Annotated in this window: 31 protein-coding genes and 1 riboswitch; of the genes, 18 read left to right on the top strand and 13 right to left on the bottom strand. The window is 72.8% G+C overall.

Features of this window, described 5'->3' with window-relative positions; translation table 11 throughout:
* Positions 1-3 precede the first annotated feature (3 nt).
* A complete protein-coding gene (locus tag AB0F72_RS19820; RefSeq protein WP_360433044.1) occupies positions 4-486 on the bottom strand; it encodes a heme-degrading domain-containing protein in 483 nt (160 codons plus the stop codon).
* Complete coding sequence (locus AB0F72_RS19815) at positions 483-1,247, bottom strand: TSUP family transporter (protein ID WP_360433041.1); 765 nt, start codon at positions 1,245-1,247, stop codon at positions 483-485. The genes AB0F72_RS19820 and AB0F72_RS19815 overlap by 4 nt, the downstream gene beginning before the upstream one ends.
* A gap of 116 nt (positions 1,248-1,363) precedes the next feature.
* Between AB0F72_RS19815 and AB0F72_RS19810 the strand changes: the two genes are divergently transcribed.
* Positions 1,364-2,140, top strand: a complete 777-nt coding sequence (locus AB0F72_RS19810; RefSeq protein WP_360433038.1) for an endonuclease/exonuclease/phosphatase family protein — start codon at positions 1,364-1,366, stop codon at positions 2,138-2,140.
* Here AB0F72_RS19810 and AB0F72_RS19805 read toward each other — a convergent pair.
* Entirely contained in the window at positions 2,104-2,616 is a 513-nt protein-coding gene (locus AB0F72_RS19805; protein ID WP_360433035.1) for a GNAT family protein, read from the bottom strand. The genes AB0F72_RS19810 and AB0F72_RS19805 overlap by 37 nt on opposite strands.
* Positions 2,617-2,682: 66 nt before the next feature.
* On the opposite strand from AB0F72_RS19805, the gene AB0F72_RS19800 reads away from it, so the two are divergent.
* The 3 genes from AB0F72_RS19800 (at position 2,683) to AB0F72_RS19790 (ending at position 4,120) form a co-directional block, all read left to right on the top strand.
* Complete coding sequence (locus AB0F72_RS19800) at positions 2,683-3,117, top strand: MarR family transcriptional regulator (protein WP_360433033.1); 435 nt, start codon at positions 2,683-2,685, stop codon at positions 3,115-3,117.
* Positions 3,114-3,533, top strand: coding sequence for an organic hydroperoxide resistance protein (locus AB0F72_RS19795; protein WP_360433030.1), 420 nt, complete (start codon positions 3,114-3,116; stop codon positions 3,531-3,533). The genes AB0F72_RS19800 and AB0F72_RS19795 overlap by 4 nt, the downstream gene beginning before the upstream one ends.
* Positions 3,534-3,685: 152 nt before the next feature.
* On the top strand, positions 3,686-4,120 hold the full coding sequence (locus tag AB0F72_RS19790; protein ID WP_360433027.1) for a hypothetical protein: 435 nt from the start codon (positions 3,686-3,688) through the stop codon (positions 4,118-4,120).
* Positions 4,121-4,288: 168 nt separating this feature from the next.
* On the opposite strand, the gene AB0F72_RS19785 is transcribed toward AB0F72_RS19790, so the two are convergent.
* A complete protein-coding gene (locus AB0F72_RS19785) occupies positions 4,289-4,723 on the bottom strand; it encodes a hypothetical protein (RefSeq protein WP_360433024.1) in 435 nt (144 codons plus the stop codon).
* Positions 4,724-4,919: 196 nt separating this feature from the next.
* Complete coding sequence (locus AB0F72_RS19780) at positions 4,920-5,315, bottom strand: VOC family protein (protein WP_360433021.1); 396 nt, start codon at positions 5,313-5,315, stop codon at positions 4,920-4,922.
* Positions 5,316-5,347: 32 nt separating this feature from the next.
* Here AB0F72_RS19780 and AB0F72_RS19775 point away from each other — a divergent pair, with 32 nt between their 5' ends.
* Entirely contained in the window at positions 5,348-5,533 is a 186-nt protein-coding gene (locus AB0F72_RS19775; protein WP_360433018.1) for a hypothetical protein, read from the top strand.
* Positions 5,534-5,595: 62 nt separating this feature from the next.
* Here AB0F72_RS19775 and AB0F72_RS19770 read toward each other — a convergent pair whose 3' ends face one another.
* Positions 5,596-5,745, bottom strand: a complete 150-nt coding sequence (locus tag AB0F72_RS19770) for a hypothetical protein (protein ID WP_360433015.1) — start codon at positions 5,743-5,745, stop codon at positions 5,596-5,598.
* 27 nt (positions 5,746-5,772) lie between these two features.
* Positions 5,773-6,729, bottom strand: a complete 957-nt coding sequence (locus AB0F72_RS19765) for a tyrosine-type recombinase/integrase (protein WP_360433012.1) — start codon at positions 6,727-6,729, stop codon at positions 5,773-5,775.
* A 1,002-nt stretch (positions 6,730-7,731) separates the two neighbouring features.
* On the opposite strand from AB0F72_RS19765, the gene AB0F72_RS19760 reads away from it, so the two are divergent.
* The 4 genes from AB0F72_RS19760 to AB0F72_RS19745 all read left to right on the top strand — a co-directional run bounded on the left by AB0F72_RS19760 (position 7,732) and on the right by AB0F72_RS19745 (position 10,718).
* Positions 7,732-8,166: an RICIN domain-containing protein gene (locus AB0F72_RS19760; protein WP_360433009.1), complete on the top strand. Its 435-nt coding sequence runs from the start codon at positions 7,732-7,734 to the stop codon at positions 8,164-8,166.
* A gap of 312 nt (positions 8,167-8,478) precedes the next feature.
* Positions 8,479-9,231: a metallophosphoesterase family protein gene (locus AB0F72_RS19755; protein ID WP_360433007.1), complete on the top strand. Its 753-nt coding sequence runs from the start codon at positions 8,479-8,481 to the stop codon at positions 9,229-9,231.
* Positions 9,228-9,953, top strand: coding sequence for a VOC family protein (locus AB0F72_RS19750; RefSeq protein ID WP_360433004.1), 726 nt, complete (start codon positions 9,228-9,230; stop codon positions 9,951-9,953). Before AB0F72_RS19755 ends, AB0F72_RS19750 begins: the two co-directional genes overlap by 4 nt.
* Positions 9,954-10,037: 84 nt before the next feature.
* The gene (locus AB0F72_RS19745; RefSeq protein WP_360433002.1) at positions 10,038-10,718 is read left to right on the top strand and encodes a hypothetical protein; all 681 of its coding nucleotides are present in this window, start codon (positions 10,038-10,040) and stop codon (positions 10,716-10,718) included.
* Between the two features lie 15 nt (positions 10,719-10,733).
* Here the strand turns inward: AB0F72_RS19745 and AB0F72_RS19740 are convergent, their stop codons facing one another.
* Positions 10,734-11,048 (bottom strand): SMR family transporter, encoded by a 315-nt coding sequence (locus AB0F72_RS19740; RefSeq protein ID WP_360432999.1) that lies wholly within the window; start codon positions 11,046-11,048, stop codon positions 10,734-10,736.
* A gap of 14 nt (positions 11,049-11,062) precedes the next feature.
* Positions 11,063-11,134, bottom strand: a riboswitch (guanidine-III (ykkC-III) riboswitch).
* Between the two features lie 48 nt (positions 11,135-11,182).
* On the opposite strand from AB0F72_RS19740, the gene AB0F72_RS19735 reads away from it, so the two are divergent.
* Positions 11,183-11,944, top strand: coding sequence for a lysophospholipid acyltransferase family protein (locus AB0F72_RS19735; RefSeq protein ID WP_360432996.1), 762 nt, complete (start codon positions 11,183-11,185; stop codon positions 11,942-11,944).
* Here the strand turns inward: AB0F72_RS19735 and AB0F72_RS19730 are convergent.
* Together AB0F72_RS19730 and AB0F72_RS19725 are read right to left on the bottom strand one after the other, a co-directional pair.
* Positions 11,941-12,876 (bottom strand): DUF3500 domain-containing protein, encoded by a 936-nt coding sequence (locus tag AB0F72_RS19730; RefSeq protein WP_360432993.1) that lies wholly within the window; start codon positions 12,874-12,876, stop codon positions 11,941-11,943. The genes AB0F72_RS19735 and AB0F72_RS19730 overlap by 4 nt on opposite strands.
* Before the next feature lie 9 nt (positions 12,877-12,885).
* Positions 12,886-13,761, bottom strand: coding sequence for a helix-turn-helix domain-containing GNAT family N-acetyltransferase (locus AB0F72_RS19725; protein ID WP_360432991.1), 876 nt, complete (start codon positions 13,759-13,761; stop codon positions 12,886-12,888).
* Positions 13,762-14,023: 262 nt separating this feature from the next.
* Between AB0F72_RS19725 and AB0F72_RS19720 the strand changes: the two genes are divergently transcribed.
* Positions 14,024-14,269 carry a hypothetical protein gene (locus AB0F72_RS19720; RefSeq protein WP_360432988.1) on the top strand — a complete coding sequence of 82 codons (246 nt, stop codon included), beginning with the start codon at positions 14,024-14,026 and terminating at the stop codon, positions 14,267-14,269.
* 15 nt (positions 14,270-14,284) lie between these two features.
* Here the strand turns inward: AB0F72_RS19720 and AB0F72_RS19715 are convergent, their stop codons facing one another.
* Positions 14,285-15,343, bottom strand: a complete 1,059-nt coding sequence (locus AB0F72_RS19715) for an ATP-binding protein (protein WP_360432985.1) — start codon at positions 15,341-15,343, stop codon at positions 14,285-14,287.
* Between the two features lie 72 nt (positions 15,344-15,415).
* Here AB0F72_RS19715 and AB0F72_RS19710 point away from each other — a divergent pair, with 72 nt between their 5' ends.
* On the top strand, positions 15,416-16,447 hold the full coding sequence (locus tag AB0F72_RS19710) for a helix-turn-helix transcriptional regulator (protein ID WP_360432982.1): 1,032 nt from the start codon (positions 15,416-15,418) through the stop codon (positions 16,445-16,447).
* 25 nt (positions 16,448-16,472) lie between these two features.
* Positions 16,473-17,447, top strand: coding sequence for a helix-turn-helix domain-containing protein (locus AB0F72_RS19705; protein WP_360432979.1), 975 nt, complete (start codon positions 16,473-16,475; stop codon positions 17,445-17,447).
* A 36-nt stretch (positions 17,448-17,483) separates the two neighbouring features.
* On the opposite strand, the gene AB0F72_RS19700 is transcribed toward AB0F72_RS19705, so the two are convergent.
* Both AB0F72_RS19700 and AB0F72_RS19695 read right to left on the bottom strand, forming a co-directional pair.
* Positions 17,484-18,035, bottom strand: a complete 552-nt coding sequence (locus tag AB0F72_RS19700; protein ID WP_360432976.1) for a LuxR family transcriptional regulator — start codon at positions 18,033-18,035, stop codon at positions 17,484-17,486.
* Positions 18,032-20,884, bottom strand: a complete 2,853-nt coding sequence (locus AB0F72_RS19695) for a LuxR C-terminal-related transcriptional regulator (protein ID WP_360432973.1) — start codon at positions 20,882-20,884, stop codon at positions 18,032-18,034. Before AB0F72_RS19695 ends, AB0F72_RS19700 begins: the two co-directional genes overlap by 4 nt.
* A 267-nt stretch (positions 20,885-21,151) precedes the next feature.
* Between AB0F72_RS19695 and AB0F72_RS19690 the strand changes: the two genes are divergently transcribed.
* The 5 genes from AB0F72_RS19690 (at position 21,152) to AB0F72_RS19670 (ending at position 26,684) form a co-directional block, all read left to right on the top strand.
* A complete protein-coding gene (locus AB0F72_RS19690) occupies positions 21,152-22,624 on the top strand; it encodes a dynamin family protein (protein WP_360432970.1) in 1,473 nt (490 codons plus the stop codon).
* Positions 22,612-24,369, top strand: coding sequence for a dynamin family protein (locus AB0F72_RS19685; RefSeq protein ID WP_360432967.1), 1,758 nt, complete (start codon positions 22,612-22,614; stop codon positions 24,367-24,369). The genes AB0F72_RS19690 and AB0F72_RS19685 overlap by 13 nt, the downstream gene beginning before the upstream one ends.
* Positions 24,366-24,884: a hypothetical protein gene (locus AB0F72_RS19680; RefSeq protein WP_360432964.1), complete on the top strand. Its 519-nt coding sequence runs from the start codon at positions 24,366-24,368 to the stop codon at positions 24,882-24,884. Before AB0F72_RS19685 ends, AB0F72_RS19680 begins: the two co-directional genes overlap by 4 nt.
* A gap of 70 nt (positions 24,885-24,954) precedes the next feature.
* Entirely contained in the window at positions 24,955-26,328 is a 1,374-nt protein-coding gene (locus AB0F72_RS19675) for an MFS transporter (protein WP_360432961.1), read from the top strand.
* The gene (locus AB0F72_RS19670; RefSeq protein ID WP_360432958.1) at positions 26,328-26,684 is read left to right on the top strand and encodes a GntR family transcriptional regulator; all 357 of its coding nucleotides are present in this window, start codon (positions 26,328-26,330) and stop codon (positions 26,682-26,684) included. Before AB0F72_RS19675 ends, AB0F72_RS19670 begins: the two co-directional genes overlap by 1 nt.
* Positions 26,685-26,771 lie beyond the last annotated feature (87 nt).

Raw genomic sequence — 26,771 nt, 5'->3', positions numbered from 1 at the left:
CGATCAGCGGGCGGCTGATCCGATCCGCTGCTCGAGCGCCTCCACGACGAGCGCGTGGTCCTGCGCCTGGGGCAGGCCGGAGACGGTGACCACGCCGATCACGCCGGCGCCGCTGACCCGTACCGGGAAGGCGCCGCCGTGCGCGGCGAACAGCGCGGGATCCACGCCCAGCTCGGCCCCCAGGGTCTGGCCCTTGGCCGCCAGCCGGCGGCCGACCAGGAAGCTGGACGCTCCGAACCGGTACACCACCCGCACCTTGCGCTGGATCCAGGCGTCGTTGTCGGCGGTGGCGCCGGGCAGGGCGGCGTGGAACAGCTGCTGCTCGCCGCGGCGGATGTCGATCGCCACCGGCAGGCGGCGCTCGGTGGCCAGCCGCACCAGCAGGCTGCCGAGCTCCCAGGCCTCGGCCTCGTCGAAACGCGGGAAGACCAGGTGCTGTTCCTGCTCCTCGATCTGCGCGATCAGCGTTGTCAGGTCGTCACTCATGCCGACAGTCTGTACTGGTCCCAGCCGAGCTTGACGATCAGGGCGAGCACCACGGCGAGCAGGATGATCCGCACGAAGCCGGAGCCGCGGCGCAGCGCCATCCGGGCGCCGAGAACCGCGCCGGCGATGTTGCAGACCGCCATGCCCGCGCCGAGCAGCCAGGCGACGTGCCCGGTGGAGGCGAAGACGATCAGCGCGCCGAGGTTGGTCGCGGTGTTGACGATCTTGGCCATGGCGGAGCCGTGGACGAAGTCGGCGCCGATCAGCGTGGTGAACGCGAGTACCAGGAAGGTGCCGGTGCCGGGCCCGATCAGGCCGTCGTAGGCGGCGATCACGCCGCCGGCGACCGCGACGGCGAGGCCCCGCCGCAGCGTGGTGCGCTTGGTGGCGTCCTCGTGCAGGCCCATCTGCGGGCGGATCGTGACGAAGACCGCCACCGCCACGAGCACCAGCAGGACCACCGGGCGGTACGCGGCCGCGGGGACGGCCCCGGCCAGCGCGGCTCCGCAGCCGGCGCAGAGCAGGGCGAGGGCCGCGGACGGCCCGGCCACCCCCCAGTCGATCTTCGTGCGGCGGGCGTAGGTGAGCGCCGCGGTGCCGGTGCCGCAGATCGCGGCGAGTTTGTTGGTGCCCAGCGCGGTGGCGAGGGGCAGCTGCGGGGCGGCGAGGAGCAGCGCGGGCAGCAGCAGCAGGCCGCCACCGCCGACGACCGCGTCGACCCAGCCGGCCGCGGCGGCCGCGATCAGCAGGGTGACGATCAACGCTTGCGGGCTTTCTGCAGCCAGATGCCGAGCATCGCGCCCACGACGAAGATCGTCGCGGCGCAACAGACCGCCTTGATGAACATCGCTTCGCTCCGTTGGCTAGGGTCGGCGTTGTGCGCCTGGCCACCTTCAACCTGCTGCACGGCAGATCGTTGTCCGACGGCACCGTACACGCCGGCCGGATCAGCGACGCGATCGCCGACCTCGACGCCGACGTGCTGGGCCTGCAGGAGGTGGACCGGGCGCAGCCGCGCAGCGGCCACATCGACCTGACCGCCCTGGCCGCGACGGCGCTCGGCGCCCGGACTCACCGGTTCGCCGCGGCCGTGGTCGGCACGCCGGGGCAGAGCTGGGAGCCGTGGCACTCCGGCGCCGACATCGCCCACCCGCAGTACGGGATCGCGCTGGTCAGCCGCTACCCGGTGCATCGCTGGCAGATCACCCAGTTACCGGCCGCGCCGATGCGCTCGCCGGTGTACGTGCCGGACGGCGGCCTGCTGCTGCTGCGCGACGAGCCGCGGGTGCTGCTGGCCGCCGTGGTGGAGACGCCGGACGGGCCGCTCACGGTCGCCACGACGCACCTGTCGTTCGTACCCGGATGGAATGTGCGGCAGCTGCGCGCGGCGGTCCGCGCGCTGCGCGCCCTGCCCGCGCCGCGGGTGCTGCTCGGCGACCTGAACATGCCGGCCGGGCCGGTCCGGGCGTTCACCGGCTGGCGGCCCCTCGCGCGGGCGGCGACGTTCCCCAGCCCGTCACCGAAGACCCAGCTCGATCACGTCCTGGCCGACCCGCGCAGCGCCGGCGAGCTGGGCCGGGTGGTGCAGGTGCGCACCCCGCACGCGCCGGTGTCGGATCACCGGCCGCTGGTGGTCCGCTTCGACCGCAGGTAGACGTCCTCCAGGCCGTCCTCCGGATCCCACTGCTCGCCGATCTTGAAGAAGCCGAAGCCGGCGATGGTGGCCTTGGAGCCGACGTTGTCGGGGCGGATGCTGGCCCGCACGGCGGTGACCCGCGGGTCCGCGTCGGCGCGGGCGAGCAGCGCGGTGAGCATGGCCCGGGCGTAGCCGCGGCGGCGGTGGGCGGGATCGACGGAGTACGCGACCTCGACGACGCCGTCGGCGTCCGGCGGCCCGTGGAAGCCGCCGTGGCCGACCACGGTGTCCCCGTCGGCGGCGGCCCGGGCGATCCACTCGGCGGCCTCGGGGTCCTTCGCGATGTCGGCCAGGCGGATCTCCCACAGCCAGCGCTCGTCGGCGAGGTACTGGCTCAGCGGCACCCCGGCCTCGGCGCTCGCCGTGGCGAGGTCGCCGGCGACGAGGGCCTGCAGGGCGGCGGGGGAGAGCTTCACGAAGCGGATCGGCGGCATGCCGGCATGTTAGCCACAACACGGAATGGTTGTGCACAACTGAATAGCGCACTACTGTTCTGCGGTATGAAGGCGAGCACGGCACTGGACGACATGATCTGCTTCCAGCTCTACGCGGCCAGCCGGGGCATGACCGCCCTCTACCGCCCGCTGCTCGACCCGCACCACCTCACCTACCCGCAATACCTGGTGCTGCGGGTGCTCTGGCACGACGGCCCGACCACCGTCCGCGACCTCGGCCGCGTCCTGGCCCTCGACAGCGGCACCCTCTCGCCGCTGCTCAAACGCCTGGAGACCCAGGGCCTGATCACCCGCCGGCGCGCCACCGACGACGAACGCGTCGTCGTCGCCCAGCTCACCGACGCGGGGCTCGCGCTGCGCGACGAGATCGGCGACCTCACCCAGCGGCTGGTCTGCGCCACCGCGCTCACCCTCGACGAGCTCGGCCAGCTGCACCAGCTGCTCGACAAAGCCCGCACCCCCCGAAAGGACAACGCATGAGCGCCCTCTACACCGCCTCGGCCACCGCCACCGGAGACGGCCGCAGCGGCCACGTCCGCTCCAGCGACGGCGTCCTCGACTTCGACCTCGCCGTGCCGAAGGAGATGGGCGGCCCCGGCGGCGCCCTCACCAACCCCGAGCAGCTCTTCGCCGCCGGCTACGCCGCCTGCTTCCACAGCGCCCTCAAGCTGGTCGCCGGCAAGCAGAAGATCGCCCTGACCGACACCGCGATCACCGTCGACGTCGGCATCGGCACGCTGCCCAGCGGCGGCTTCGGCCTCACCGTCACCATCGAGGCGGAGCTGCCCGGCCTCGACGAGGACACCGCCCGCGGCATCCTCGACGCCGCGCACCAGATCTGCCCCTACTCCAACGCCACCCGCGGCAACGTCGAGGTCACCCTCAACCTGGCCTGAGCAAGAAACACAGACCGCGAGGGTACGGGCCCGGCCCGTGCCCTCGCGGTTCGTGCCGCGCTGCGCCCGAGCGCTGTTCGAACCCGTTCCGGACAGTGCACGAACGTTCCGGACCGTAGCCGGACGACCAGCGGTCTCGTTCAGTGATGTCCATGCATCTGACACGCAGAACCCGAGCCATCCTCGCCACCGCGGTGATCGCCGCAGCCACCCTCGCCGGCGCCGGCTCATCGGCCACCGCAGCACCCACCGCACCCGCGGCCGCCGGCTGCAGCGACCACCCCACCAACATCCTGTTCAACTCCGGGGCCGGTGGCATCGGCGTGATGCACCTGTGGGACGGCGTCTACGGCAAGGACGGCAAACAGAAGTACGACGCCGTGGTCAACGGCAACTCCAACACCTGCGACCAGTTCAGCTGGGACGAGGTCCGCGGCTTCTACATCGGTCCCGGCGCCTGCGCCCTGGTGCGCTTCGCCGCCAACAACATCTACCCCTACCAGTGGAGCACCTACCGCAAGCTGACCGCCGGCAGCCGCCAGATCTCACCCAACAACATGGTCCACATCCAAGCCACCCCCTGCTGACCGAGCAGACGTGCCGGCGCGCCCGGGCCCGGGAATTCCGGTCCCGGACGCGCCGGTCGGGTGATGCGTTCATGGCGGCGGCAGGAATGGCCTTTCCGCGAACAATCAATGGGGCTGGGCAATCAATGCGGCGAGAGAATCAGCCACCGGCCGCCAGAACAGAATCGGTCAGAAATCCATGACGCCGGCATGGACGACGTAGTTGGCGCCGCCTTTGTACACACGCAGATAGAAGGTGGTGCCGTCCAGGACGTCCGTCGCCGCGTTCACCCACTGGCCGCCGGCCGGCACATAGGTCGTGTAGTTGCACCTGTTGTACCGGGTGAAGATGACGCACACGTTGTAGCCGGTGCTGTTCGTCGACCTGATGTTGATGTCGGTGCACTGCGACGTGGTCCGGTACACGCCCAGGTCAGCGTAGGTCTCGGTCTCGAAGTACGGACTGAACGTCGCCGAGTACGGCGCCGCCCGGCATCCCGCGGCCAGCGTCGCGGCCGTGTCGGCCGAGGCGGCCGTCGCCGGCGCCAGGACGGTCAGGGCCGCGACGAGCGCCGCGCCGGCGACAGCCACGAGCCTGCGCCATCCGGTGAGTTTGGTGTTCATGGTGCTCCTTTCTCGATTCGATCTACGTCGAGCCGTGAATGGAGATCCTTGTGCGGGCCAATGCCTGCAGACATGGGCCTGCTATCCCCGTTTCGAGTCAAAGTACCATCGATAAAGATCGTTGTATCTGTCGTTTCCAGATATCGGGGAAACGACAGCGGCGCCTCGGTCGATCAGGGGATTACGGGTGTCCGCCTCAGCCGGCCGGCTCCGGCCGCGGCTGGAACAACTCGATCAGATTCCCCGCCGGATCCACGAGCAGGATCTGCCGGCCACCCGGACCGGACACCGGCTCGCCGCGGAACGGCAGACCCGCCCCGCGCAGACGAGCGATCACCGCGTCCAGATCACCGACGATCAGATGAATCCGATTCCGCCCCGGAACCGCCAAGTCCGGGGGAGTCGCCCGGGCCCCCGAACTCGCCGGGCCCGACAACAACAACCGCAACGGGCCGCGCACCACATCGGCGAACGCCGGCGCCATGCTCGAGCGCACCGTGAAGCCCAGATGCGTGGTGTAGAAGTCGACGGCGGCCTGCACGTCGTCGACGAGATAACGGACGCTGGCATACGTGTTGTCGAGTTCACTCATAGCGTGACCCTAGAGCCAGCAGCACCCGCACCGTGCCCCGCGGCGCGCTGCGCGACACCGACGCCGTCCCGCTCGGAGCCCTCGGGCTGCTGGACGCCGCGGCCATGGCCACCCCGGTTGCCCGCATGTCGCAGGGACAGCTGCTACGCGACCTCGCCGACTGGCCGCGCCGGGACATCGACGCCCGGCGCGAGGCGGCGACTCCTCCGGGAAGCTGAGCATCCGGGTGGTGCCGGGGCCGGCCGGCCCCGGCGCCACCTAGGCATCGACCCGACCGTCCTCAGTCGTCGTCCTCCCCGCCGTCATCGTCGTCGTCATCGTCGCCACCATTCCCGCCGGGGCACCCGGTCAGCGTCAGCAGACCGGCAACCGCACCCACCGCGAACAACGACCTTCGACCCAGCAGCAACCGCTCCTCAGGTTCCTCCATGCCCCGCATTCTCGCCGCAGACCGAGGTCAGGCCAACTCCCGCAGCACACGGTTCGTCCGATTGGCACGTACCGCCGCCCGCTGTTGATCCGCCGTCACCTCGATGTAACTCTGCGACGTCGCGAGCGACGCATGCCCCATCAACCGCATGATCTCCGACGCGTTCGCGCCGTCCTCCGCCAGACGCGTCGCGAACGTGTGCCGCAACGCGTGCAACTGCGCCCCCCGCGGCACCCGATCCCCGACACCGGCACGCCGGTAACACGACCGCACCAGATACTGCAGACCACCGCGCTGCAACGCCACACCCCGCCGATCCACCAGCAACGGAGCCGTCGGCTGCGCCCGCCCGAACCGCGCCCGCCGCGCCTCCAGATAGCGCCCCACCGCCGCGTCCAGACCGGAATCGATCGGCACCGACCGCGGCCGCCCGCCCTTGCCCGCAACCTCAAGCCGTCGCTCACCGTCACGCCCGCTCACCGAACCGACCCGCAACGCCAGCATCTCCGACAGCCGCAGGCCCGCACACAACGCCAGGGCCAGCACCAGAACGTCCCGCTCCGGCCACGGATCCCGCTGACGCTCATCCGCGACGCTCACTGTCCGTAACAACAGCTCCGGTGTGTCCTCACCGCGCAGCGGCTTGGGGGAGAGGGGCACCGTGCGCGGCTTGTCCACCGCGGACATCGGATTGCCGGCCACCACGCCCTCGGTCACCAGAAACGTGAAGAAGGCGTTCCACGACGACCAGGCCCGGGACACCGACGCGGGGGCGCGGTCCGCCGCGAAGCGCGCGAACGCGGCCCGCAGGACGCGAGGGGAGAGGTCACTCACGGTGAGCGGGGCGGGCTCCGCCAATTGCAACACCAGCGTCAGATCCCTCCGGTACGCGTTGAGCGTGTGCACCGAAGGCTTCCGGGTGGCTCGGGCCGCCAGGAATTCGTCTATGTACGTCCCGATTCCAGTGTCATGCATAAGTACCATTATGCATGATTTATGGGCGTTTGCGCAGTTCGGCAGGGGGCGAGTTGACGCAGGGCACCGCGGTGGCCCGGAAAACTCTGTGCCGGGAGAACGCCCGACGACCGCGCAGAGAAGGGCAGGCGGCAGGCGCTGGACACCGGGGCCGACCGGGGCAAAGGGCCAGCGGGTACCGCCCGCCAGCCTCGATCACGCCTGGCACGGAGAGGGAGTGGGGGCTGTGTCGTGGCGTGGCCACGCCGCGAATGGGGCTGCGGGACGGATCAGCTTGCCTGCCGCTTCAGCGTTTGCGCGTGACGTCTCGGCTCACCTGCGGCGTTGAGCTTCCCGCAGCTTGGGCGCCGTCCGTTGGCTGTGGCGTGGGAATCGGGGCCGAGTCGCGCGTGCTGGGCGTTCGGGCGAGTGGGGGAAGACGCGGATGTTCGTGTTTCACCGTGTCGGACGGGCGTCGGGGACCCCGCTCAGGAGGCCGCTCTCCGAGCCAAGTTGACATAATTTAGATTATCGACCCGATAATTATGGGTTCGGAGAGGCTCATGGCCACCCGGCGAGACGTGTCGAATCTTGGCGGGTTCGTGCCCCGCCTGCGTTTCGCCTAGATCCTGGGGCGGCGCGCGTCCCCTGCCGCTGATCACCGCGATCGGGGCTGCGATGAGCGTGACACCCCGCACTCGCTTTTCGCTCGCCACCACCCCGCACTCGCACTCGCTTCGCACTCGTCGCGATCCAGGCGAGATCCGGATGGGCGGATGGGCAACAACTCGCCTGGATCGCGGCGAGTGCGGTGGCGGCCGAGTGGTTGCGGGGCCGCACGCCGGGGCTGCGGCGGCGCGGGTGCCGCCTCGGTGGTGCCACTCCCCCTCGGCGGCGGGATGTGCGTCGATAAAAAAGCGCGGCCGGGAATGGCTACCTACGCTTTTGTCGACTCTGCCGGAATGGGAAGAATCGAGGGAAGTCGTGTTTCGGATGATGATTGTTGGACTTTTTGCGGTCGGATCTCTGCTGGTGGGAGCGCCTGCGCAGGCGGCGCCGGTGTTCTATTCGGTGCATGTGGGATTCAACAACAAGTGCTTGGATGCCGATCTCGGCAATATTCAGCATAATGGCGCGATTGTCCAGTTGTGGGACTGTAACGGCTCGGCGCAGCAGCTTTGGTACTGGTCGGGCAGCAGCCTGGTGACGGCGTACAACGGGAAGTGCCTGGACGCGGATCGGAGCCGGATCTGGGAGAACGGGGTGAAGATCCAGCTGTGGGACTGCTGGGGGCCGGCGCACCAGCAGTGGCGGCAGGACGGCGCGATGGTGCGTAACGGGTTCAACAACAGGTGCCTGGACGCGGACCGGAGCCGGATCTGGGAGAACGGCGCGAAGGTTCAGTTGTGGGAGTGCAACGGGTCGGATCAGCAGCGGTGGGTGTTCCGGCATCGCGCGGTGCGGTGACGGTGTTGCGCGGTGCGGTGACGGTGTTGCGCGGTGCGGTGACGGTGTCGCGCGGCGGGCGGCGGGACTGAAGCCCGGGATGGCGCGCTGAGCCCCCGGCGGTGGGATCGAGCCCCGGATGCCGGGACTGACAGGAGAAGGGCGCGACCGCTCACGCAGGTCGCGCGGTGTGTGGCTCGCGGTTCGGACGCGCCAGCGGCCGGCGGGCAGCGCCGCGCCCTCGGCGTGAGCGGCGGTCTGTACCGGCCACCCCGCTGCGACCTCCTGGTTGTGATCGTGGTTTTGATCGTCCGGAGTCACCAGAATGATCGGATGCGGATCGCGGTGATCTCCGATGTTCATGGGAATCTGTTCGCTCTGGAGGCGGTGCTGGCGGCGATTGAGGGTGACGGCGTCGATGTGACGGTGAATTGCGGGGATCTGCTGTCGGGGTATGTGCGGCCGGCGGAGACCGCGGACCGGTTGATGGCGGCGGGGCTGCTGACGGTGGCGGGCAATCATGAGCGGCAGCTGCTGACGTTCGCGCCGGATCGGATGGGGATGGCGGATCGGGTCGCCGGTGCGGTGATCTCGGAGCGGCATCGGGAGTGGATGGCGTCGCTGCCGATGACTGCCGAGCCGGCGCCGGGTGTGCTGGCGTTTCATGGGACGCCCACGGATGACCTGCGGTATCTGCTGCACACTGTGGAGGCGGCGGGCGGGGCGCGGGACGCGACGGTGGACGAGGTGGCCGCGCGGGTGGGTGATGTGGCGGGCTGGTCGCTGCTGTTGTGCGGGCACACGCATCTGGCGGGGTCGATGCGGTTGCCGGGTGGCCCGCTGATCGTGAATCCGGGCAGTGTGGGGTGGCCGGCGTATGCCGACGATGTTCCTTTTCCGCATCGGATGGAGGCGGGGTCGCCGCAGGCGCGGTACGCGATCGTGGACGACGCGTCGGGTGGCTGGGAGATGGAGTTCCGGGCGGTCGGCTATGAGTGGGAGCGGGCGGCGGTGCTCGCCGAGGGGTTCGGGCGCGGTGATGTGGCGTTCGCGTTGCGGACCGGGCGGGTGGCGGTGGCGGCGTGACGGTGGTGCGCTGGGTGACGGGTTTCCTGGACACGCCGCCGGAGACGGCCGGGGTGGCGGAGCGGTTCTGGCTGGCGGTGACGGGGATGGGGTTGTCGCCGCGTCGGGGGCGGTTCGTGACGCTGGTGCCGGAGAAGGGTGACGCCTATCTGCGGTTGCAGGTGGTCGGTGAGGAGCCGGCGCGGGCGCATCTGGATCTGCATGTGGATGATCCGTTCCGGTCGGCGGCGGATCTGGTGGCGCTGGGGGCGGCGCAGGTGTCCGCGGAGCCGGGTCTGGTGGTGCTGCGGTCGCCGTCGGGGATCGTGTTCTGTCTGGTGGCGTGGGAGTACGAGCGGGAGCTGACGCTGCCGCGGCGGTGGGACGGTCCGCAGTCGAGTCTGGTGGATCAGTTGTGCCTGGATGTCCCGGCGGCGTTCTACGCGCGGGAGCTGGTGTTCTGGTCGCAGGTGACGGGGTGGGAGCGGCGGGCGTCGAGTCTGCCGGAGTTCACGTTTCTGCAGCCGCCGGCGCGGATGCCGGTGCGGCTGCTGGTGCAGCGGACCGGTGGCGTGGTGGCGGGGGTGCATGTGGATCTGGCGTGTGACGATGTGGACGCCGAGGTGGCGCGGCATGTGGCGCTGGGTGCGGCGGTGGTGCGGCGGGTTCCGGAGGATTGGACGACGTTGCGGGATCCGGCGGGGCGGGAGTACTGCGTGACGGCCCGGTCGCCTTTTAAATGATCTCTGCGGTGTGGTTGCCGGGGATTGTCGGTGGGTGCTGGTAGAAAGGGACGCTCTCATACAGGCGTACGAAGGTGGTTGGGGATGGCGGCGCTGAGCGCGGAGGATCTGACGGGCATCGAGACGGCCCTGGCGGCCGGGCGCAAACCGAAAGTGCAGTTCACCGAGTCGGCGGGGCAGATCGCCGGGCAGATCGGTCAGGTGGTGGCGTTGACCGATCGGGCCGTGTCGGACGATTTCGTGGTGGTGAAGTTCGGGCGCGACGAGTTGCCCTTCTCCCCCGGTGATCTGCGGATCGCGCCGCGGGGTGCGACGGCGCCGGTGAAGAAGGCGCCGGAGCCGGAGCCGGTGGTGCCGCCGGGCCCGGAGTTCATGATCGACAAGCCGGTGCCCGAGAGGCCCGCGCCGGCGCCGCGGACGCCGGTGGAGGCGCCGGTGAAGGCGGAGGCCACGGCGCCGGCGCCGCGCAAGGCGGCGGCGAAACCGGCGAAGGCCAAGCCGGGCCCGTCGCTCACTGTCACGCTGGCGTATGGGGAGGGCGAGTGGACCGTGGCTGCCCAGCAGGGCGCGAAGGCGCTTGCCCGGCCCTATGTGATCCGTCCGGTGGAGGCGTTGAAGATCGTCTCGCTGGTTGACGTGCCGGGGGTGCAGGAGGCCGTCGAGCAGATCATGGCGGCGGAGCGGGCCGAGGCGCAGGCGCAGGCGGAGCGGTTGCGCGCCGAGCTGGCCGAGGTGGAGGCCCGGCTGGCCGAACTGTCCTCGTGAGGCGCGGGGCCCGTTTCAGTGGAAATATTTGAGCCCGGCCACGCCCGCGACCACCAGCACCAGGCAGAGGATTCGCGGGAGGTTGGCCGGCTCCCCCAGCGCCACCATGCCGACCAGGGCGGTGCCGACCGCGCCGATGCCGACCCACACGGCGTAACCGGTGCCGACCGGGATGGTGCGCAGGGCGTAACCGAGGCCGAGCATGCTGAGCACGGCGGCGACGCCGAAGATGACGGTGGGCAGGAGTTTGGTGAAGCCGGCGGAGCGTTCCAGGGCGATCGCCCAGACGGTCTCGAGCACACCGGAAATGATCAGAACGAGCCAGGCCATGACGAATCACCTCGGGGGCGGTCGTCTTGTCAGGCCGGGTACGACACGCAACTCGTCCGGGATCGCCACTGTCGCGCGGCGTCAGGGACCAGGATAGCCAACCGCGGGACGGCGCATGGCATCATGGCCGCCTCATGAACGCGAACGAAACCTGGCGGGCGCCGCGCATCTGGCGGTTCCTGCTGGCCCTCTCTCCCTATCTGGTGGCGCCGCTGTGCCGGTTGCGGGTCTCCGGCGAGGTGCCCGAGGTGCTGCGCGGCGGCCCGGTGATCCTGGCCGCCAACCATGTGAGCCCGTTCGACCCGGCGGTGCTGGTCGCGGCCTGCCATCGGGCCGGGATGACCCCGCGGATCATGGCGACCGGCGGGGTGTTCCGGGCGCCGCTGGTCGGTGCGGTGATGCGCCGCTGCGGGCACATCCGGGTGGACCGGGGCACGGCGCGGGCGGCGGACGCGCTCGCCGACGCGGCGAAGGCCCTCGGTGAGGGGTCGATGGTGCTGGTCTACCCGGAGGGGCGGATCGGCCTGGACCCGTGGATGTGGCCGGAGCGCGGCAAGACCGGGGTGGCGCGGATGGCGCAGGCCGCGGGGGCGCCGGTGCTGCCGGTCGCGCAGTGGGGCACGCACGCGGTGATCCCCTACGCGGCGCCGAAAGGTCTCGGCCGGGCGGTGCTGCGGGCGCTGCTGCGGCGGCCGGTGGTGCATGTGCGGTTCGGCACGCCGGTGGACCTGTCCGCGGTGACCGGCACGCCGGGGGCCCGGGCGATGCGCGCCACCCGGCTGATCATGGCGGGGATCGACGAGACGCTGGCGCCGCTGCGCGCGGACGAGATGCGGACGCCGAGGGTGGTCGACACGAGCCGGCCGCGGGACCTGTCGCGGGTGCGGCCGCGCTAGCTGCTGCCGTAGTCGTTGGTCTTGTCGCGGAACAGGGTGAGGTCGTTCAGCGTCTCGATCCACACGTGCGGGCCGTCGACGCGCAGGTAGGAGTCGATCCAGCAGAGCCGGGTCCGGTCGTACTCGGCCTGGTAGGCGGCGAGCAGCTTGCGGCCGGCGGTCTCGTCGAGGTCGCCGGTCCAGGAGCTGATCAGTGCGGTGACCTGGTTGCGGGCGGTGTCGCCGAGTTCGGCGACGAGCAGCCCTTCCGGCTGCGGGTAGCCGGTGTTGTCCTGGCCGGGGCCCATCACCAGGTCGTCGGGGACGCCGGTGGCGAGCTGGGCGGCGGTCTTCTCCTGGTCGCTGAGCGCGGCGAGGACGGCCTGGGCTTTCGTGGCGATGCCGCGATCGTTGCCGGTCAGGCTGGGGGTCATGCTGACCTGGTCGCCGTGGTAGGTGAGGTTGCGGGCCAGGTGGGCGCCGCCGACCTGGACGACGAACGGGTCCCGTGGCGTCGGTGTGCCGTAGATGGCGATGGACGCGTCGTTGAGCGCGGTGAGGACCTTGGCGTAGCCGGGGTCGCTGAGCGCCTCGGAGAGCACCACCATGACCGAGGCGCGCTGGGCGCCGCTGAGGTCGGTGAACGCGATGCCCGGGCGGGGCACCTCGTCGGCGGCGTGGTCCGACCAGACGCGGCGGCCCTCGTCCTGCAGGTCGTGGACGACGGTGGCGCGCTGGGGGACGCCGAGGGTGGCGAGGAACGCGGTGACGGCGGCGGCGACCGCGGCGGTGTTGGCGCCGCCGGGGCCGGTTCCGGCGTTGTCCAGGGTCGGCGCCGGGGCGGGTGCGGAGCTGCGGGCGGCCGGGGTGGCGGGGGTCGGCGTGGTGTCGCCGGTGGTGCCGCAGCCCGCGGCGAGGGTGGTGAGCAGGATGAGCAGCAGACTCCGGCGCATCCGGACATATTACTGTTTAAGGGCTATTTTCTTCTCGAAGGTCAGCTGGTTGTAGGGCGAGTCGCTGTAACCGGGGATCTCGTGGTAGCCGCTGCGGCGGTACAGGGTGATCGCCTCGGTGAGCGCGGTGTGCGTGCCGAGCCGCACGGTGGCGCGGCCGTCCCGGGCGGCGCCGGACTCCAGTCGCTGGAGCAGCCGCCGGGCCAGGCCGAGACCGCGGGCGTGCGGGGCGACCCACAGGTGCCGGATCTCGGCGACGCCCGGGGTCAGGCGCGTCCACAGCCCGCAGCCGGCCGGCACGCCGTCCTCGCAGGCCAGCAGTTGCTCGCCGGTCACCCCGGCGGGCGGGGTCAGGGCGGCGGCGTCGTAGCCCTCCGGGAACCGGGTGCCGAGCTCGGCGGCGTACCGGCGCAGGCACTCGCGGGCCGCCGGGGCGTCGGCCGGCACCGCGTCCACGGTGATCGTGGCCAGCCGCAGCAACCGGTGCACCTGCCCCTGCGCCGTGATCAGCTGGTCGCGCTCCCCCGCGCTCAGGCCGTCCAGCAGGCCGGCGATGCGCTGGTCGGAGCGGTCGTCGAGCTCGGCCCGCTCGCGTCGCCCGGCGTCGGTGAGCCGGGCGACGCGGGCCCGGCCGTCGCCGGGATGCGGCTCGACGGTGACCAGTCCCTGCTTCTGCAGGGCGCGCAGCAGCCGGCTCAGGTAGCCGGAGTCGAGGCCGAGGCGGGCCCGCAGCTCCCGCAGGTCACCACCGTGCCCGATCTCGTACAGCAGGCGGGCCTGGCCGAGCGGGCGGTCCTGGCCGAGATAGTGGTCGGTGAGCAGGCCCAGGCGGCCGGTGTAGTAGCGGTTGAACTCGCGTACCCGTGCGATCTGCGCGGCGTCCATGCCGGGATGCTAGCCGGATCAGCTGACCGAAGTCAGAGAAATCGCGGCTTGAACCTGCCCCACGGGCAGGCCTTAGCGTCGTCGTCATGGACATCGAGGAGCGACGCGGCTGGCGACCCGCGCGAGAGCCGGCAGCAGGCCCGAGCGGCGCGCGGCTGGCGCAGCTGCGGGGTGAGCGCGATCGGTGGAAACCCAGCGGGGTCTGAGCCGGCGCGGGCGCCGGACCGCGCCGCGGCGGGTAGGTTCGGGTCAGCGGGGTCCGGTGGACAGGCGCGAGGAGGACGAGGCGATGGCACAGCGGTGGAGCGATCTGAGCAGCTCGCAGCGGCGCACGATCGTCGTGGTCGGGGTGGTCGAGACCGCGCTGAAAGTCGCGATGGCGGTCGACCTGAAACGGCGTCCGCCGGAGAAGATCCGCGGCCCGAAATGGGTGTGGGCCACCGCGACCCTGGTCAACTCGGCGGGCGTGATCCCGGCGGCGTATTTCCTGTTCGGCCGGATCAGATAGCGGGGTTCACTCCGGTCAGGCGCCGGCGTGCCGGGCGTCGATGTCCGGACGCCTCTGGTCGGTTCGATGACTGAGCAGCACGCGGGTACCGGTCCGGTCGGCGGTGATGTCCAGGCTGGTGACGGCCTGCTGGATGAGCCACAGGCCATGCCCGGGGGCCAGGGCGCCGCCGGTGTCCAGGCAGGGCCGGCGCGGGGGCGCGCCGGCGCGGTCGAGGCCGGGGCCGTGGTCGCTGATCTCGCACCACAGACGGTCGTCGCGGTGCCAGAGCAGCAGCTGGCCGTGTCCGCCGCCGTGCTGCACCGCGTTGGTCATCGCCTCGTGGGCGGCGAGCACGAACCGGTACCGGTCGTCGTCGGGCAGGACGTGGCCCGCGATGGTGTCCAGGTGCAGCCGCAGGGCCGGGGTCGCCTGCTGGAACCAGCGGATCAGCGGCAGGCCCGCGCCGGCATCGGCGGCCAGGCCGGGGCGAGGGCCCACCGGGGCGCCCGCGGCCAGCAGCAGGATGCTGTCGTCGCGCCGGGCCTCGGTGAAGGCGCCGGTGAGATCCAGGCCCCGCTGCCGCAGGGTCAGCAGTTCGGCGGCCGCGGCGGCGAGCGGTTCGACGGTGTTCTGCTGGGCGTTGTCCCAGCCGCCCGGGGTGTGGCGGTACAGGGTGACGGCGCCCGGGTGCTGGACGCCGCCGGCGTGCAGCGGCAGCGCGTACACCGCGCGCATCCCGGCGTCGAGGGCGGCCGGGGTGAACCGGGGCCAGCGCCGCAGGCAGGCTGAGTCCTTCAAGTCGGCGACCTGCACCGGCCGGCGCTGGACGGTGACGTCGTGGTCCGGGCCCTCGGCCCAGGCGTCCTGCAGGGTGTGCAGCTCGGCGATCAGCCGGTCGCTGGCGAACCGGGACACCGGGCCGGGCGGTCCGGCCGACAGGCCGATCCCGGCGGCATCCGGCACCAGCGCCGGGTATGCCTGGCACAGCCGGCGCACGTCCGGGCCGTAGGCGGACACCAGGTCGAAAACCCGATCCTGGTATCCCGCGCAAATCCGGCGAGACCGCTGCTCGGCGTGGAACGCGGACGACATGTCTCAATCCCGCACGATACGCACGCCATGTCCACCATCGGCCGCCGCGGGTATACGTTTCGCGGATAGAACGTGCGCAAAAGCGCACAGTCGTTCGTCGGTGACCGTGATGGGCGGGAGACCATCCAGATGGCGGATCCAGCGGCCGGATCACCCGTGCGGCGTGCCGTCGTGGAGACCCGCGACCTGGCAGTCGCGCACCACCTGCTGAGCCAGACCTATGCCGAGCACCACCTGCAACTCAGGCGGCCCTCTCCGGAGTTCGTCTTACGGTCGCAGGCGGTGACCGCGGCCGACCTGCAGCTCGACCGCCTGACGTACGGGGGGTGGGCGCGGATCGTGATCGACCCGATCGACTTCGTCGTCGTGTCGGCGATGCTGGACGGCCGGCTCAGCCTCGGCTCCGATCACCGTGGCCAGTTCGTCAAGGGCGAGGCCGCGCTGACACCCCTGCATCGCATGGTCGACGCGGTGTGGGACCACTACACCGTGCAAGCGGTACGGATCCCGCTGTCCGCGGTGACCCGCATCGCCGGCCGGCACGGTGTCGAGCCGGCCGGCCTGCGCTTCGACGGACCGGCCGCGGTGTCGGCGGCCATGTGCCGGCACTGGATGATCACGGTGGCCTACCTGAGCCGGATGTGCGCCGGACCCGAGCCCGCCATCGGTCATCCGCTGCTGAGCGCCGCCGCGGTGGAGACCACGGCCACGGCGGCGCTGGCCGTGTTCCCGAACACGACGATGGGCGTCGACTACACCCCCGGGCCCGGTCGTGTCCCGCCGGCCGCGGTCCGCCGGGCGATGGCCTACATCGACGAGCACGCCGCCCAGCCGATCGCCGCCGAGGACATCGCCGCGGCCGCCGACATCAGTGTGCGCGGGCTGCAAGCCGCGTTCGCCCGGCACGGCGACCTCACCCCGACCGGCTACCTGCGCCGCGCCCGGCTGCACGGCGCCCACCGCGACCTGCTGGCCGGCGACCCCACCCGCGGCGACACCGTGGCCGCGATCGCGCGGCGCTGGGGCTTCGCCAACCCCGGCCGGTTCGCCGTCGAGTACCGCACTGCCTACGGCCAGCCACCCCACCACACCCTGCGCAGCTGAAGACACCGATCCGGAAGGAAGTGCGATGGGTACCGGCATCACTGTCCCGCACACGACCGGCTTCCAATCCACCGACGCGGACGCCATCAGCGGCTACCTCAGCGACGTCTACGGCAGCGGGATGCGGGTACGCAGCAGCGACCAGCGCGTGCACCTCAGCCACCGGCGTACCCACACCGCCGACTTCCACCTGGAATCCATCGCCCAGTCCGCCACCCTGGACTTCCACGGCGAACCGCTGCCCACCATCGTGATCGTCACCACGCACACCGCCCGGCTGCACCGCGCCAGCGGCGACGACGACCGCCGCTACCAGCCTGGCGACACGTGCCTCGGCGCGTACCCGGGCCGGCCCTTCACCTGCACCTGGTCACCCGGCGAACTCACCACCTGCGTCCTCGACCCGGGCATCCTGGCCCGGGTCGCCGCGACCGCCCCGGGCCGGTGGGCCGCACCGATCCGGTTCACCAGCCTCGACCCCTGCTCACCGGCGGCCGCCACACGCTGGCGCGACACCCACGCCTACGTCACCGACCTGCTCACCAACCCCGAGGCCGCCGGATCGCCGCTGCTGATCGCCAACGCCTCCCGCCTGCTCGCCGTCATCACCCTGGACACTTTCGCCAACACCGCGGTGACCGACCCGAGCATCGAGGACCGCCACGACGCCACCCCGGCCACCCTGCGCCGTGCCCTCGCCTACGTCGACGAGAACGCCGCACAGGCCATCACCGTCGCCGACATCGCAGCCGCCGCCGGCGTGAGCATCCGTTCCGTGCAACTGGCGTTTCGCCGCCACCGCGACACCACCCCGATGGCATACCTGCACCGGGTCCGCCTGGAGCACGCCCACCGCACCCTGGAAGCCGCCGACCCCGGCACCACCACCGTGGCCGCCGTCGCCACCCGCTGGGGATTCACCTCCGCCCGGCACTTCGCCGCCCACTACCACCGTGCCTACGGCGTGCCGCCGCACCACACGCTGCGCGGGAGATCCTGATCAGCGCCACCCGTCCTTGCTCCGGCTGACGCCGGCTTACTCCGGCTGGCGCTGGCGCTGCCTGAGGTAGGCGAGCACCGCCTCGCGGGTGGTGCGCACCCCGAACAGCTGGCGGGCCTCGGCGATGCGCCGGTTGGCGGTGCGCAGCGACAGGAACTCGGCGGCCGCGGCGGCGGCGATGGTGTCACCGGACGCGAGGCGGTCCAGCAGCGCCCGCTGCTCCGGGATGAGGTTCGCGATCACGTCGGCGCCGTCGGTGACGGCGGCGTCCCGGTTGACCGGGCCCAGCCGGGTCAGGTCGTCGACCAGCGCCCGGCCGGCCGCCGAACCGGCGTCGACGACCGCGACGACGCCGGCGCCGTGGGCGGCCGCCAGCACCGCGAGCCGCACCGACTCCAGGTCGTCGTCGGCGATCCGGCCGTGCAGGACCAGCTGCTGGGTGCTGCCCACCTCCCAGGACGCGCCGGGCAGGGCGAAACCGGACCGGACCTGCCACCCCTCACGGGCCAGGCGGCGCAGGACCGCGTCGGCCTCCCCCGAGGTGGCGACTACGTGGCGTGGAGCGTCGGGCTGTGTGGTCACGGTCACCGGCCATCCTCGCTGGTATCGAAGGGTTCGGTCCGCGCCGCGGGCAGCGCGAAGGCCAGGGCGGCGGCCTCGGTACGGGTACGGGCACCGAGCTTGCGCATGCTCGCACGGATGTGCGTGTCGACGGTCTCGGCGGAGATGCCCAGCTGCCCGGCGATCCGCCGGGTCGGTTCCCCGGCGGCCACCAGGCGCAGCACGTCGCTCTCCCGCTGGGTGAGCCGGCCGTGCGAGCGCGGGCTGCGGGTGTCCCGGTGGATCTGGTGGCGGCGCAGGCCCCGGCGGGCCCGGCCGGCCAGCACGGTCAGCCCGGCGCCGTCGGCGAGCCGCTCGGCCTCCAGCAGCGCGGCCACGGCACGGTCCCGGTCGGGTTCGGTGAGGCCGGCGGCGAGCAGGCAGCGGATCTGCTCGCGCAGCGAGATCGGCCGCCAGCCGTCGGCCGCCGTCTCGAAGCCGCTGCGCAGCGCCCAGGCGGTGAGCGTGCGGCGGGCCGGGCCGGGCAGGTTCACCGGGATCTCGGTGAGGCCGGGGACGCCGAGGTCGAGCGCCGCCCACTGCCCGGTGATCGCGTGCAGGCCGGCGAGCAGCCCGGCCGGCGCCGGGCCGGAGTGCTGGACCGCCCGGTCCGGCTGGCCGTCGAGCCAGGCTGCCTCGCGTGCTACCCAGGCGGCGGCCGGGTGGATGCCGGCGTGGTCGGGTGCCGCACGGTCGGGTCCGTCGCGCTGGGGTCCCGGGCGACCCGGTCCCGGGCTGTCGGGTCCGGGGCGATCGGGTCCGGGGCGATCGGCGCGGGCGCGGTCAAGGCGGGCGCGGGCGGCCGCCAGCAGGCCGGTGTCGGCTTCGATCAGGGCGGTCGCGGCGGTGGCGTAGCCGAAGGCTTCGGCGGGGACGGCGCGGTCGGTGAGATTGGCGGCCCGGCGGAGGACGCCTTCGGCCCCGTCCCAGTCGACGCCGGCGGTCTCGGCGGCGCCAACGGCGTTCGCGGCGTTCGCGGCGGCGTCACCGTAAGCGGCGTCATTGCTGGCGGCGATATTGCTCGCGGCGTCGTGGCCGGCGGCGCCGGTGGCGGTGGCGGTGGCAGGGATGGTGGGGCTGCCGGGCGTGGTGGGGTCGCCGGGCTGCGCCGCCGGGCCGGCCGCCACGAGGGCGCCGAAGTGCGGCCCGGCCGGGTCAACGTCCGGTTTATCCAGGCCCGCCGCGGTAGCCGGAGGAAGGGCCAGGTAGTGGCCGTGCAGGGCCAGGGCCCAGTCGGCGGCGGCGAGGAAACGGGTCTGCCAGCCGTAAGCGAGCGCCTCCCCCGCTGACGCGGCGGCCCGGGTGGCGGCGTGGGCGGACTCCAGCAGCCGGCCGTCCGCGGCGAGGTGCTCGACGAGCAGCCAGGCGCTCCACCGGGTGATCATCGGATCCCCGCCGCCGGCAGCCGGGGCGGCATCCTGAGTGAACGCGGCCTGCGACAACGCCTGCTCCCAGCCGGGCAGGCGGTGGGTGGCGCGCACGGCTGCCAGCGCCGCGGCGATCCCCGGCAGCGGGGCCGGGTGACGGACGGCGATCTTGTCGGCGAGGTCGAGCGCGCCCATCGGTTCCAGCGCGAGGCCGGCCAGCAGCAGCACCCGGTCCCGGGCGGCGACGACCGGGGCGGCCGCGGTGTCCGGGACGGGCCGGACCGCGTCGCGGGCGGCCGGCGGGTCGCCGGCCTGCAGCAGGGCCTCGCCGCGCAGCACCGCCGCTTCCAGGGCGAGGGTGGTGGCCGACGGCGGGGTCAGGGCGAGCGGGCGCAGCACCTCGGCGGCGTCCCGGGGACGGCCGCTGGCGAGGGCCGCGTCGGCGGCGGCGAGACGGACCCGGGGATCGGCGGGGACGTCCAGGCCACACGCGAACAGCAGCAGCGACGCGCGTTCGCCGCCGGCGGCGCGGTCGGCCGCGGCCAGCGCCTTGCGGTACGCCCCGGCGGGGTCACCAGCCGCGGCGAGGTGCCGGGCCGACTCGGCCGGTGGGGTGAGCTCGGCGAGCCGGGCGTGCAGATCGGCGCGGGCCGGAGCGTCGAGCAGGCCGGCCGCGGTCTCCGCCACGTAGGCCGAGACCGGTGTCAGGGAGCCGCCCGGCTCGGCGGTGACGAGGCCGGCGGCCAGCAGGTCGGCGGCGCCGGTGCCGAGCAGCTCGGCGCGGGCCGGGCGGCCGAGCAGGCCGAGCGCGGCGAGCGAGGTGCGGGCGGGACGGGGCAGGTCGGCCAGGGCGGTCGCCAACGCGTACGCCACCTGGTCGATGTCCTCGCCGACCGGAGCGCGACCGGCGGCAGCCTGCCGGGCCAGCGCGATGATCGCCAGGGGGTTGCCCCCGGCGCGGGCGAGCACGTCGGACAGCGTGGTCTCGTCGAGGCCGCCGGCCGTGGACCGGGCCAGCGCGAGGGCGGCGGCGGGGTCGAGCGGTGGCACGGGCAGCCAGGCGGCCGCGGCCCGGCGCAGGGCGGAATCGGCCACCCGGTGCGGGGTGCGCAGGGCCACCAGGACCCGGCAGGTGCGGGCCAGGTGGGGCAGGGCGGCCAGGGTCGCCTCGTCGGCGTGGTGCACGTCGTCGAGGACCAGCAGTCCACCGCGGACGCGGGATCGAACCGCTTCGGCGAGCAGGTGCACGTCGTCGCCGGGCAGCCGGGCGCGGACGGCGCGGGACAGGGCCAGCGCCGGCACCGTGGAGAGCATCGCCAGGCCGCCGCCGACATGGGCCGGACCGGGCACCGCGGCGGCGATCTTGCGAAGGAGGGTGCTGCGGCCGCAGCCGGGCGGGCCGGTGAGCACGACCAGGGCCGGACCCTGGCGCAGAACGGTACGGGCGGCCATCTCGGGCTCGTCCGCCACCTGCGCTCCCCTCCACACCGACATCTCTGACAACGCCGCACCTCGCTGACGACGACGCGCGACATCACTGGCACGAACTCGGGATCCCGGGCTGTCCGGCCGGGTCCGTAGGCTGTTGGTACTGCTGAGCTACCGGAAAGGCCCTTTCGTGACGACGACAACCCCGGTCGGCCCATTGTCGCCGACGGTGCGGCCGGCTGACGAGTCGTGGTGAACGGGCCCCTCACCGCCGGCATCGCGACTCTCTGTCACGAGATCGTCACGAAAATGTCCTCCGACGCTGGTGGCCAGCTACAACAGATCGGAAACCGTCTTAACGATCCGTTACGGGTCGCCATCGCGGGTCGCCTGAAAGCCGGAAAGTCGACACTAGTCAACGCCCTGATCGGCCGTCGAGTCGCCCCCACGGCGGCCGGCGAGTGCACCCGCGTGGTCACCCGGTTCCGGTACGGGCCGGCCGACCGCATCGACGTGGTCACCCGCGACGGCGCCCGGCACAGCCTCCCGCTCGACGAGGACGGCATGGTGCCGTCCCGGCTCGGCGTGCCCGCCGCCCGGGTCGCGCACGTCGACGTCACGCTGACCAGCGACCGGCTGCGGGACCTGACCGTCGTCGACACCCCCGGGCTCTCCTCCACCGACGCGGCCAGCAGCGAACGCGCCGAGGAAGCCGTCGGCATCGACGCCGACTCGGCCGGCGAGGTCGCCGCCGCCGAGGCCGTCGTCTACGTCTTCACCCAGGCCGTCCGCGCCGACGACCGGCGGGCCCTGGAGTCCTTCCACGTCGCGTCGGCCCGCCTGGCGACCAGCCCGATCAACGCGATCGGGGTGCTCGGCAAGGTCGACACCCTGACCGGCGGCGCCGACGACCCGTGGCCCACGGCCGGGCCCCTCGCGGCGCAGCAGGCGGGACTGCTGGCCCGTACCGTCTCCGAGGTCGTGCCGGTGGCCGCCCTGCTCGCCGAGACCGCCGAGGCCGGCCGGCTGACCGCCGCCGACCGGGACGCGCTCGCCGCGCTCGCCGCCCTGCCGCCCGCGTCGCTGCGGGTGCTGCTCACCTCCGCCGACCTGTTCCGCGGCCGGCCCGCCCCGATCGGCGCCGAGCAGCGTGAACGGCTGCTGGCCCGCCTCGATCTGTACGGGATCGGCTTCGCCTGCGCGCAGCTGACCGCCGACCCGCGGCTGGGCACCGGCGAGCTGGTGCGCCGGCTGCTCGCCGCGTCCGGCTTCCCGCGCCTGCAGGAGACCGTGGACCGCACGTTCCGCTGGCGCTGCGACGCGATCAAGGCGGGCTGGGCGCTGACCCGGCTGCAACGCCTGGCCGGATTCACCCCCGACCCGCGGGACCGGGCCGCCCTGCGCGACGGACTGGAGGCGGCGCTGCGCGACCCCGCCTACCACCGGCTGCGGCTGCTCGACGCCGCCCAGCGCGCCGCCACCGGCGCCGTGCCGCTGCCCCCGCTCTGGGAACAGGAGCTGATCAGGCTGGCCACCTCCGACGACCCGCGGTTCATCCTCGGCCTGCCGGACGCCGCCGACGAGGAGCTGACCACCGCGGCGATCACGGCCGCCGGGCGCTGGCGCACGTACGCGGTCGACGGCGCCGGGCCGGCACAGGCCCGCCTCGCGCACGTCGCGTCCCGCGGTTTCCACCTTCTCGCCCAGAGCGGCCTCACCCGGGGAAACCCCTCCCCGGCAGGCCCGAGCACGACCGGTGAGGTGCGGGCGTGCAGGACCTGACCGTCGTGCTCGACACCGCGGTCCGCGACACCCTCGCGTACCTGCGCACCGCCGACCCGGACGCCGCCGCCGACCTGGCCGAGCTGCGCCGCGCCCACCTGGTGCGGCCGAGCGTGGTCGTCGTCGGCGAGACCAAACGCGGCAAGAGCTCGCTGATCAACGCGCTGCTCGGGGTGCCCGGCCTGTCGCCGGTCGACGCCGCCGTCACCACCGCGGCGTACCTGGACTTCGTGCCCGGTGACACGTTCGGCGCGCGGGCCTGGCTGCCGGACGGCGCCGAGGTGGAGGTCGACGACCTGAACGACTGGGCCACCGGCAAGCACCGGGCCCGGCGCATCGAGGTCACCCACCCGGCGCCGCTGCTGCGCTACCTGAGCCTGCTCGACACCCCGGGCGCCGGCGGCCTCGACCCGGCGCACGCCACGATCGCGCTGGCCGCGGTCCGCCGGGCCACTGCGCTGCTGTTCGTCGCCGACGCGTCAGCGCCGCTCTCCCGGCCCGAACTGGACTTCCTGGCCGCCGCCACGGAACGCGTCGACGCCGTCGTCTTCGCCCTCACCAAGATCGACGCGTATCCGCAGTGGCGGGCCATCGCCGCCGACAACCGGGAACTGCTGCAGGCGCACGCGCCCCGGTTCGCGGCAGCGCCCTGGTTCCCGGTCTCGGCCCGGCTCGCCGAACTGGCCCTGTCCGACCTGCCGGAGCTGGCGGCGGAATCGCGGATCACGCCGCTGCAGCACGCGCTCGTCGAACTCGCCGGCCGCGGCCACCAGCTGCGGCTGGCCAACGTGCTGCGCGCCGCCCGCGGCGACCTGGCCCGGCTGCAGGACAACGCCGAGGCCCGGGTCCGCGCCGCCACCACCGACGCCGGCGGGCAGGCCGAGGCCCGCGCCGGGCGCAACGCCCTGGCCGCCCGCAAACGCACCGAGTCCCGGCAGGCCACGCTGCGGCTCGCCACCGAGATCCAGCGCGCCCGGGTCGCCACCGTCGGGCACCTGCGGACCCGGATCGGCGAGATCCAGCACGAGCTTTCCGAACAGATCGACACCACGGGTACGGAGGGACTGCCCGACGACGTCGACACCCGGTTACAGGCGATCGCGGCCGACGTGTCCGAACGGCTGGAGGACACGTCGCGGCGGATCGCCGAGCAGATCCTGGTCGACGCCGACCGGGCCACGGTCAGCCTGCGGCACGCCGTCAGCACCGTCCCGCCGCGCGGCGGGGGCGGCGACAACCTGCTGATCGCGCTCTCGGCCGGCGGCATCGCCCTGGTCGCCGGCCGGGGCGCGGCCCTGGGCATCGCGGCGCTCGGCGGCGCCGGCGGCCTGCTGCTGCCGTTCGCCGGGATCGGTCTGGGCCTGGCCGCCGGCGGGTACGTGCTGTACCGGCGCAAGGTGCACAACGACCGCCGGCAGGCACAGACCTGGCTGCGCGACGTGCTCGCCGAGGCCCGCGCCGCGCTCACCGACGAAATCAGCCAGCGGTTCACCGACCTGCAGTACTCGCTGTCGGTGGCCCTCGACGACACCATCGAGCGGCGGCTGCGGGAGATCGACGCGCAGATCGCCGAGATCGACGCCGCGGCGGCCGAGGACGCGGCCGGGCGGGCGAAACGACGCGCCGCCGCGCAGCGCGACCACGACGCGGCGGCGATCCGGTTGCGGCAGGCCGACGAGGCGCTGCTGCGGGCACGGGCACTGACACCAGCACCGATCGACGACGACCGGGAGACGAGACGATGACCGATCACTGGGGCGACTTCGACTTCGACCACCCCGACTTCGACCACCACGACCTGCCGCACGACTCGCCCGCCGATCCGCACGATGTGGATCCCGGCTCTCATGACCCCGGCCCCGATGATCTGGGCCGGCACGATCCGGACGTCCACGGCGGCGCCGGCGCGATCGAGCACCCGGCCTTCGAGCACCCGGCCTTCGAGGACCAGGCCTTCGAGGACCACGCCGAGGCACGCGACGTCCCGGCGATGTCCGAGGCGGTGGCCGACGACCTCTTCCCGCCCGCGTTGGACGTCGGTGAGCTGCCCGAACCCGTCGACGGCTTCCCGTGGATCGACACCGCGACGCTCGGCGCCCCGGACGACACCGGCTTCGTCTCCGCGCTCGACCCGGTCACCCCGGACGAGCTCGCCGCCTACGCCCACACCAGCGGGCCCGCCGACTGGGCCGCCCTGGCGGACAGCGACGACCCGGCGACCAGCGCCCTGGCTCGCTGGTGGACGCCGGATGAACAGTGATCCACGTCTCCCCTTGACGGCGTCCGGGTGACATCATGTGCGCGCACAAAATCAACACCTGGGAGCGCACGTGACCGGCACACAGACCCCTGCCATCCCCGCGGGTAGGCGGGAACGCACCGGCTGGTACTTCTACGACTGGGCGAACTCGGCGTTCTCCACCACGGTCATCACCGTCTTCCTCGGACCGTTCCTGACCACGGTCACCGAACTCGCGGCCGGCTGCGCCATCGACGCCGACGAGTGCAACGGCACTGTCCACCCGCTGGGCATCCCGGTCGCGGCCGGCTCCTACTTCGCGTACCTGGTCTCGCTCTCCGTTCTGCTCACCGTCTTCGTGCTGCCGGTGATGGGGGCGATCGCCGACCGCGCCCCGCGCAAGAAGCCGCTGCTGGCCGGGGCCGCGTTCACCGGAGCGGCCGCCACCGTCACGATGGCGTTCGTGACCGGCGACCGGTACCTGCTCGGCGGCCTGCTGTTCCTGATCGCCAACATCGCGTTCGGCGCCGCGATCGTCGTCTACAACTCGTTCCTGCCGCACCTCGCCGGCCCCGACGACCGCGACAAGATCTCCAGCCGGGGCTGGGCGATCGGCTATCTCGGCGGTGGCGTGCTGCTGGCGCTCAACCTGGTCGCCGTCACACTGCTGTCCGAGGAGGGCAACCCGCAGCGCACCCTGGACATCGCCCGCTGGTCGATCGTGTCGGCCGGCGTCTGGTGGGCGGCGTTCACCCTCGTACCCCTGCTGTGGTTGAAGGAACACCCCGGCGCCGAGGCGTCCGCGGCGAAGGGCAACGTCCTCACCGACGGCTTCAGGCAGCTCGGCCACACGATCAAGGCGATGCGCGCCTACCCGCTGACGCTGTTCTTCCTCGGCGCCTACCTGATCTACAACGACGGCATCCAGACCGTCATCGCCCTGGCCAGCCAGTACGGCACCGAAGAGCTGAAACTCGGTCAGTCCGTCCTGATCGTGACCATCCTCATCGTGCAGTTCCTCGCGTTCGGCGGCGCGCTGCTCCTCGGCACCCTCGCCAACAAGATCGGCGCCCGCAAGACGATCCTGCTCAGCCTCGCGCTGTGGCTGGTCGTGGTGACCGCCGCCTACTGGCTGCCGGAGGGCGAGCCGCTGCCGTTCATGCTGCTCGGCGCCGGCATCGGCCTGGTCATGGGCGGCAGCCAGGCCCTGTCGCGAAGCCTGTTCTCGCAACTCATCCCGGCCGGCCGGGAAGGCGAGTACTACGGCTTCTACGAGATCAGCGACAAGGGCACCAGCTGGCTCGGGCCGCTCTTCTTCGGCCTGATCTTCCAGCTCACCAACAGTTACCGCGCCGGCATCATCTCGCTCATGGTCTTCTTCGTGATCGGCGGCGTCCTGCTCGCCCTCATCCCGCTGCGGCGGGCCATCACCGCCGCCGGCAACACACCCCCCAGACTGCTCTGATGACCATCACGATCGACCCGGACTCCCCGGTCCCGCCCTACGAGCAGGTCCGGCTGCGGATCGCCCACCTGGCCGCGGCCGGGGACCTGCCGGCCGGCACGAAACTGCCACCCGTGCGTCAGCTCGCCACCGACCTCGGCCTGGCCGCGAACACCGTGGCCCGTGCCTACCGCGAACTCGAGCAGGCCGGCCTGGTGGAGACCCGGGGCCGCGCCGGCACCGTGATCACCTCCCGCGCGGCGGGCACGTCGCACCTGGCCCAGCAGGCCGCCGCGGCCTACGCCGCGCAGACCCAGGCGCTGGGCATCCCGGCGGAGCAGGCGCTGGCGCTGGTCAAGGCGGCGTTGGAGCAATAGGTACGGGGGTGACGCCGCCCGGCGGCCCGAGCCGTCCCCGGGAGTCCGCGCGACGCGGCTCGGCGGGGCGGCGGGCAGGGCCGGTCG

This window comes from Actinoplanes sp. NPDC023936, assembly GCF_040639325.1.
Taxonomy (GTDB): Bacteria; Actinomycetota; Actinomycetes; order Mycobacteriales; family Micromonosporaceae; genus Actinoplanes.
Note: the sequence above shows the minus strand (reverse complement) of the source record. Positions and strands in the feature narration are given on the sequence as shown.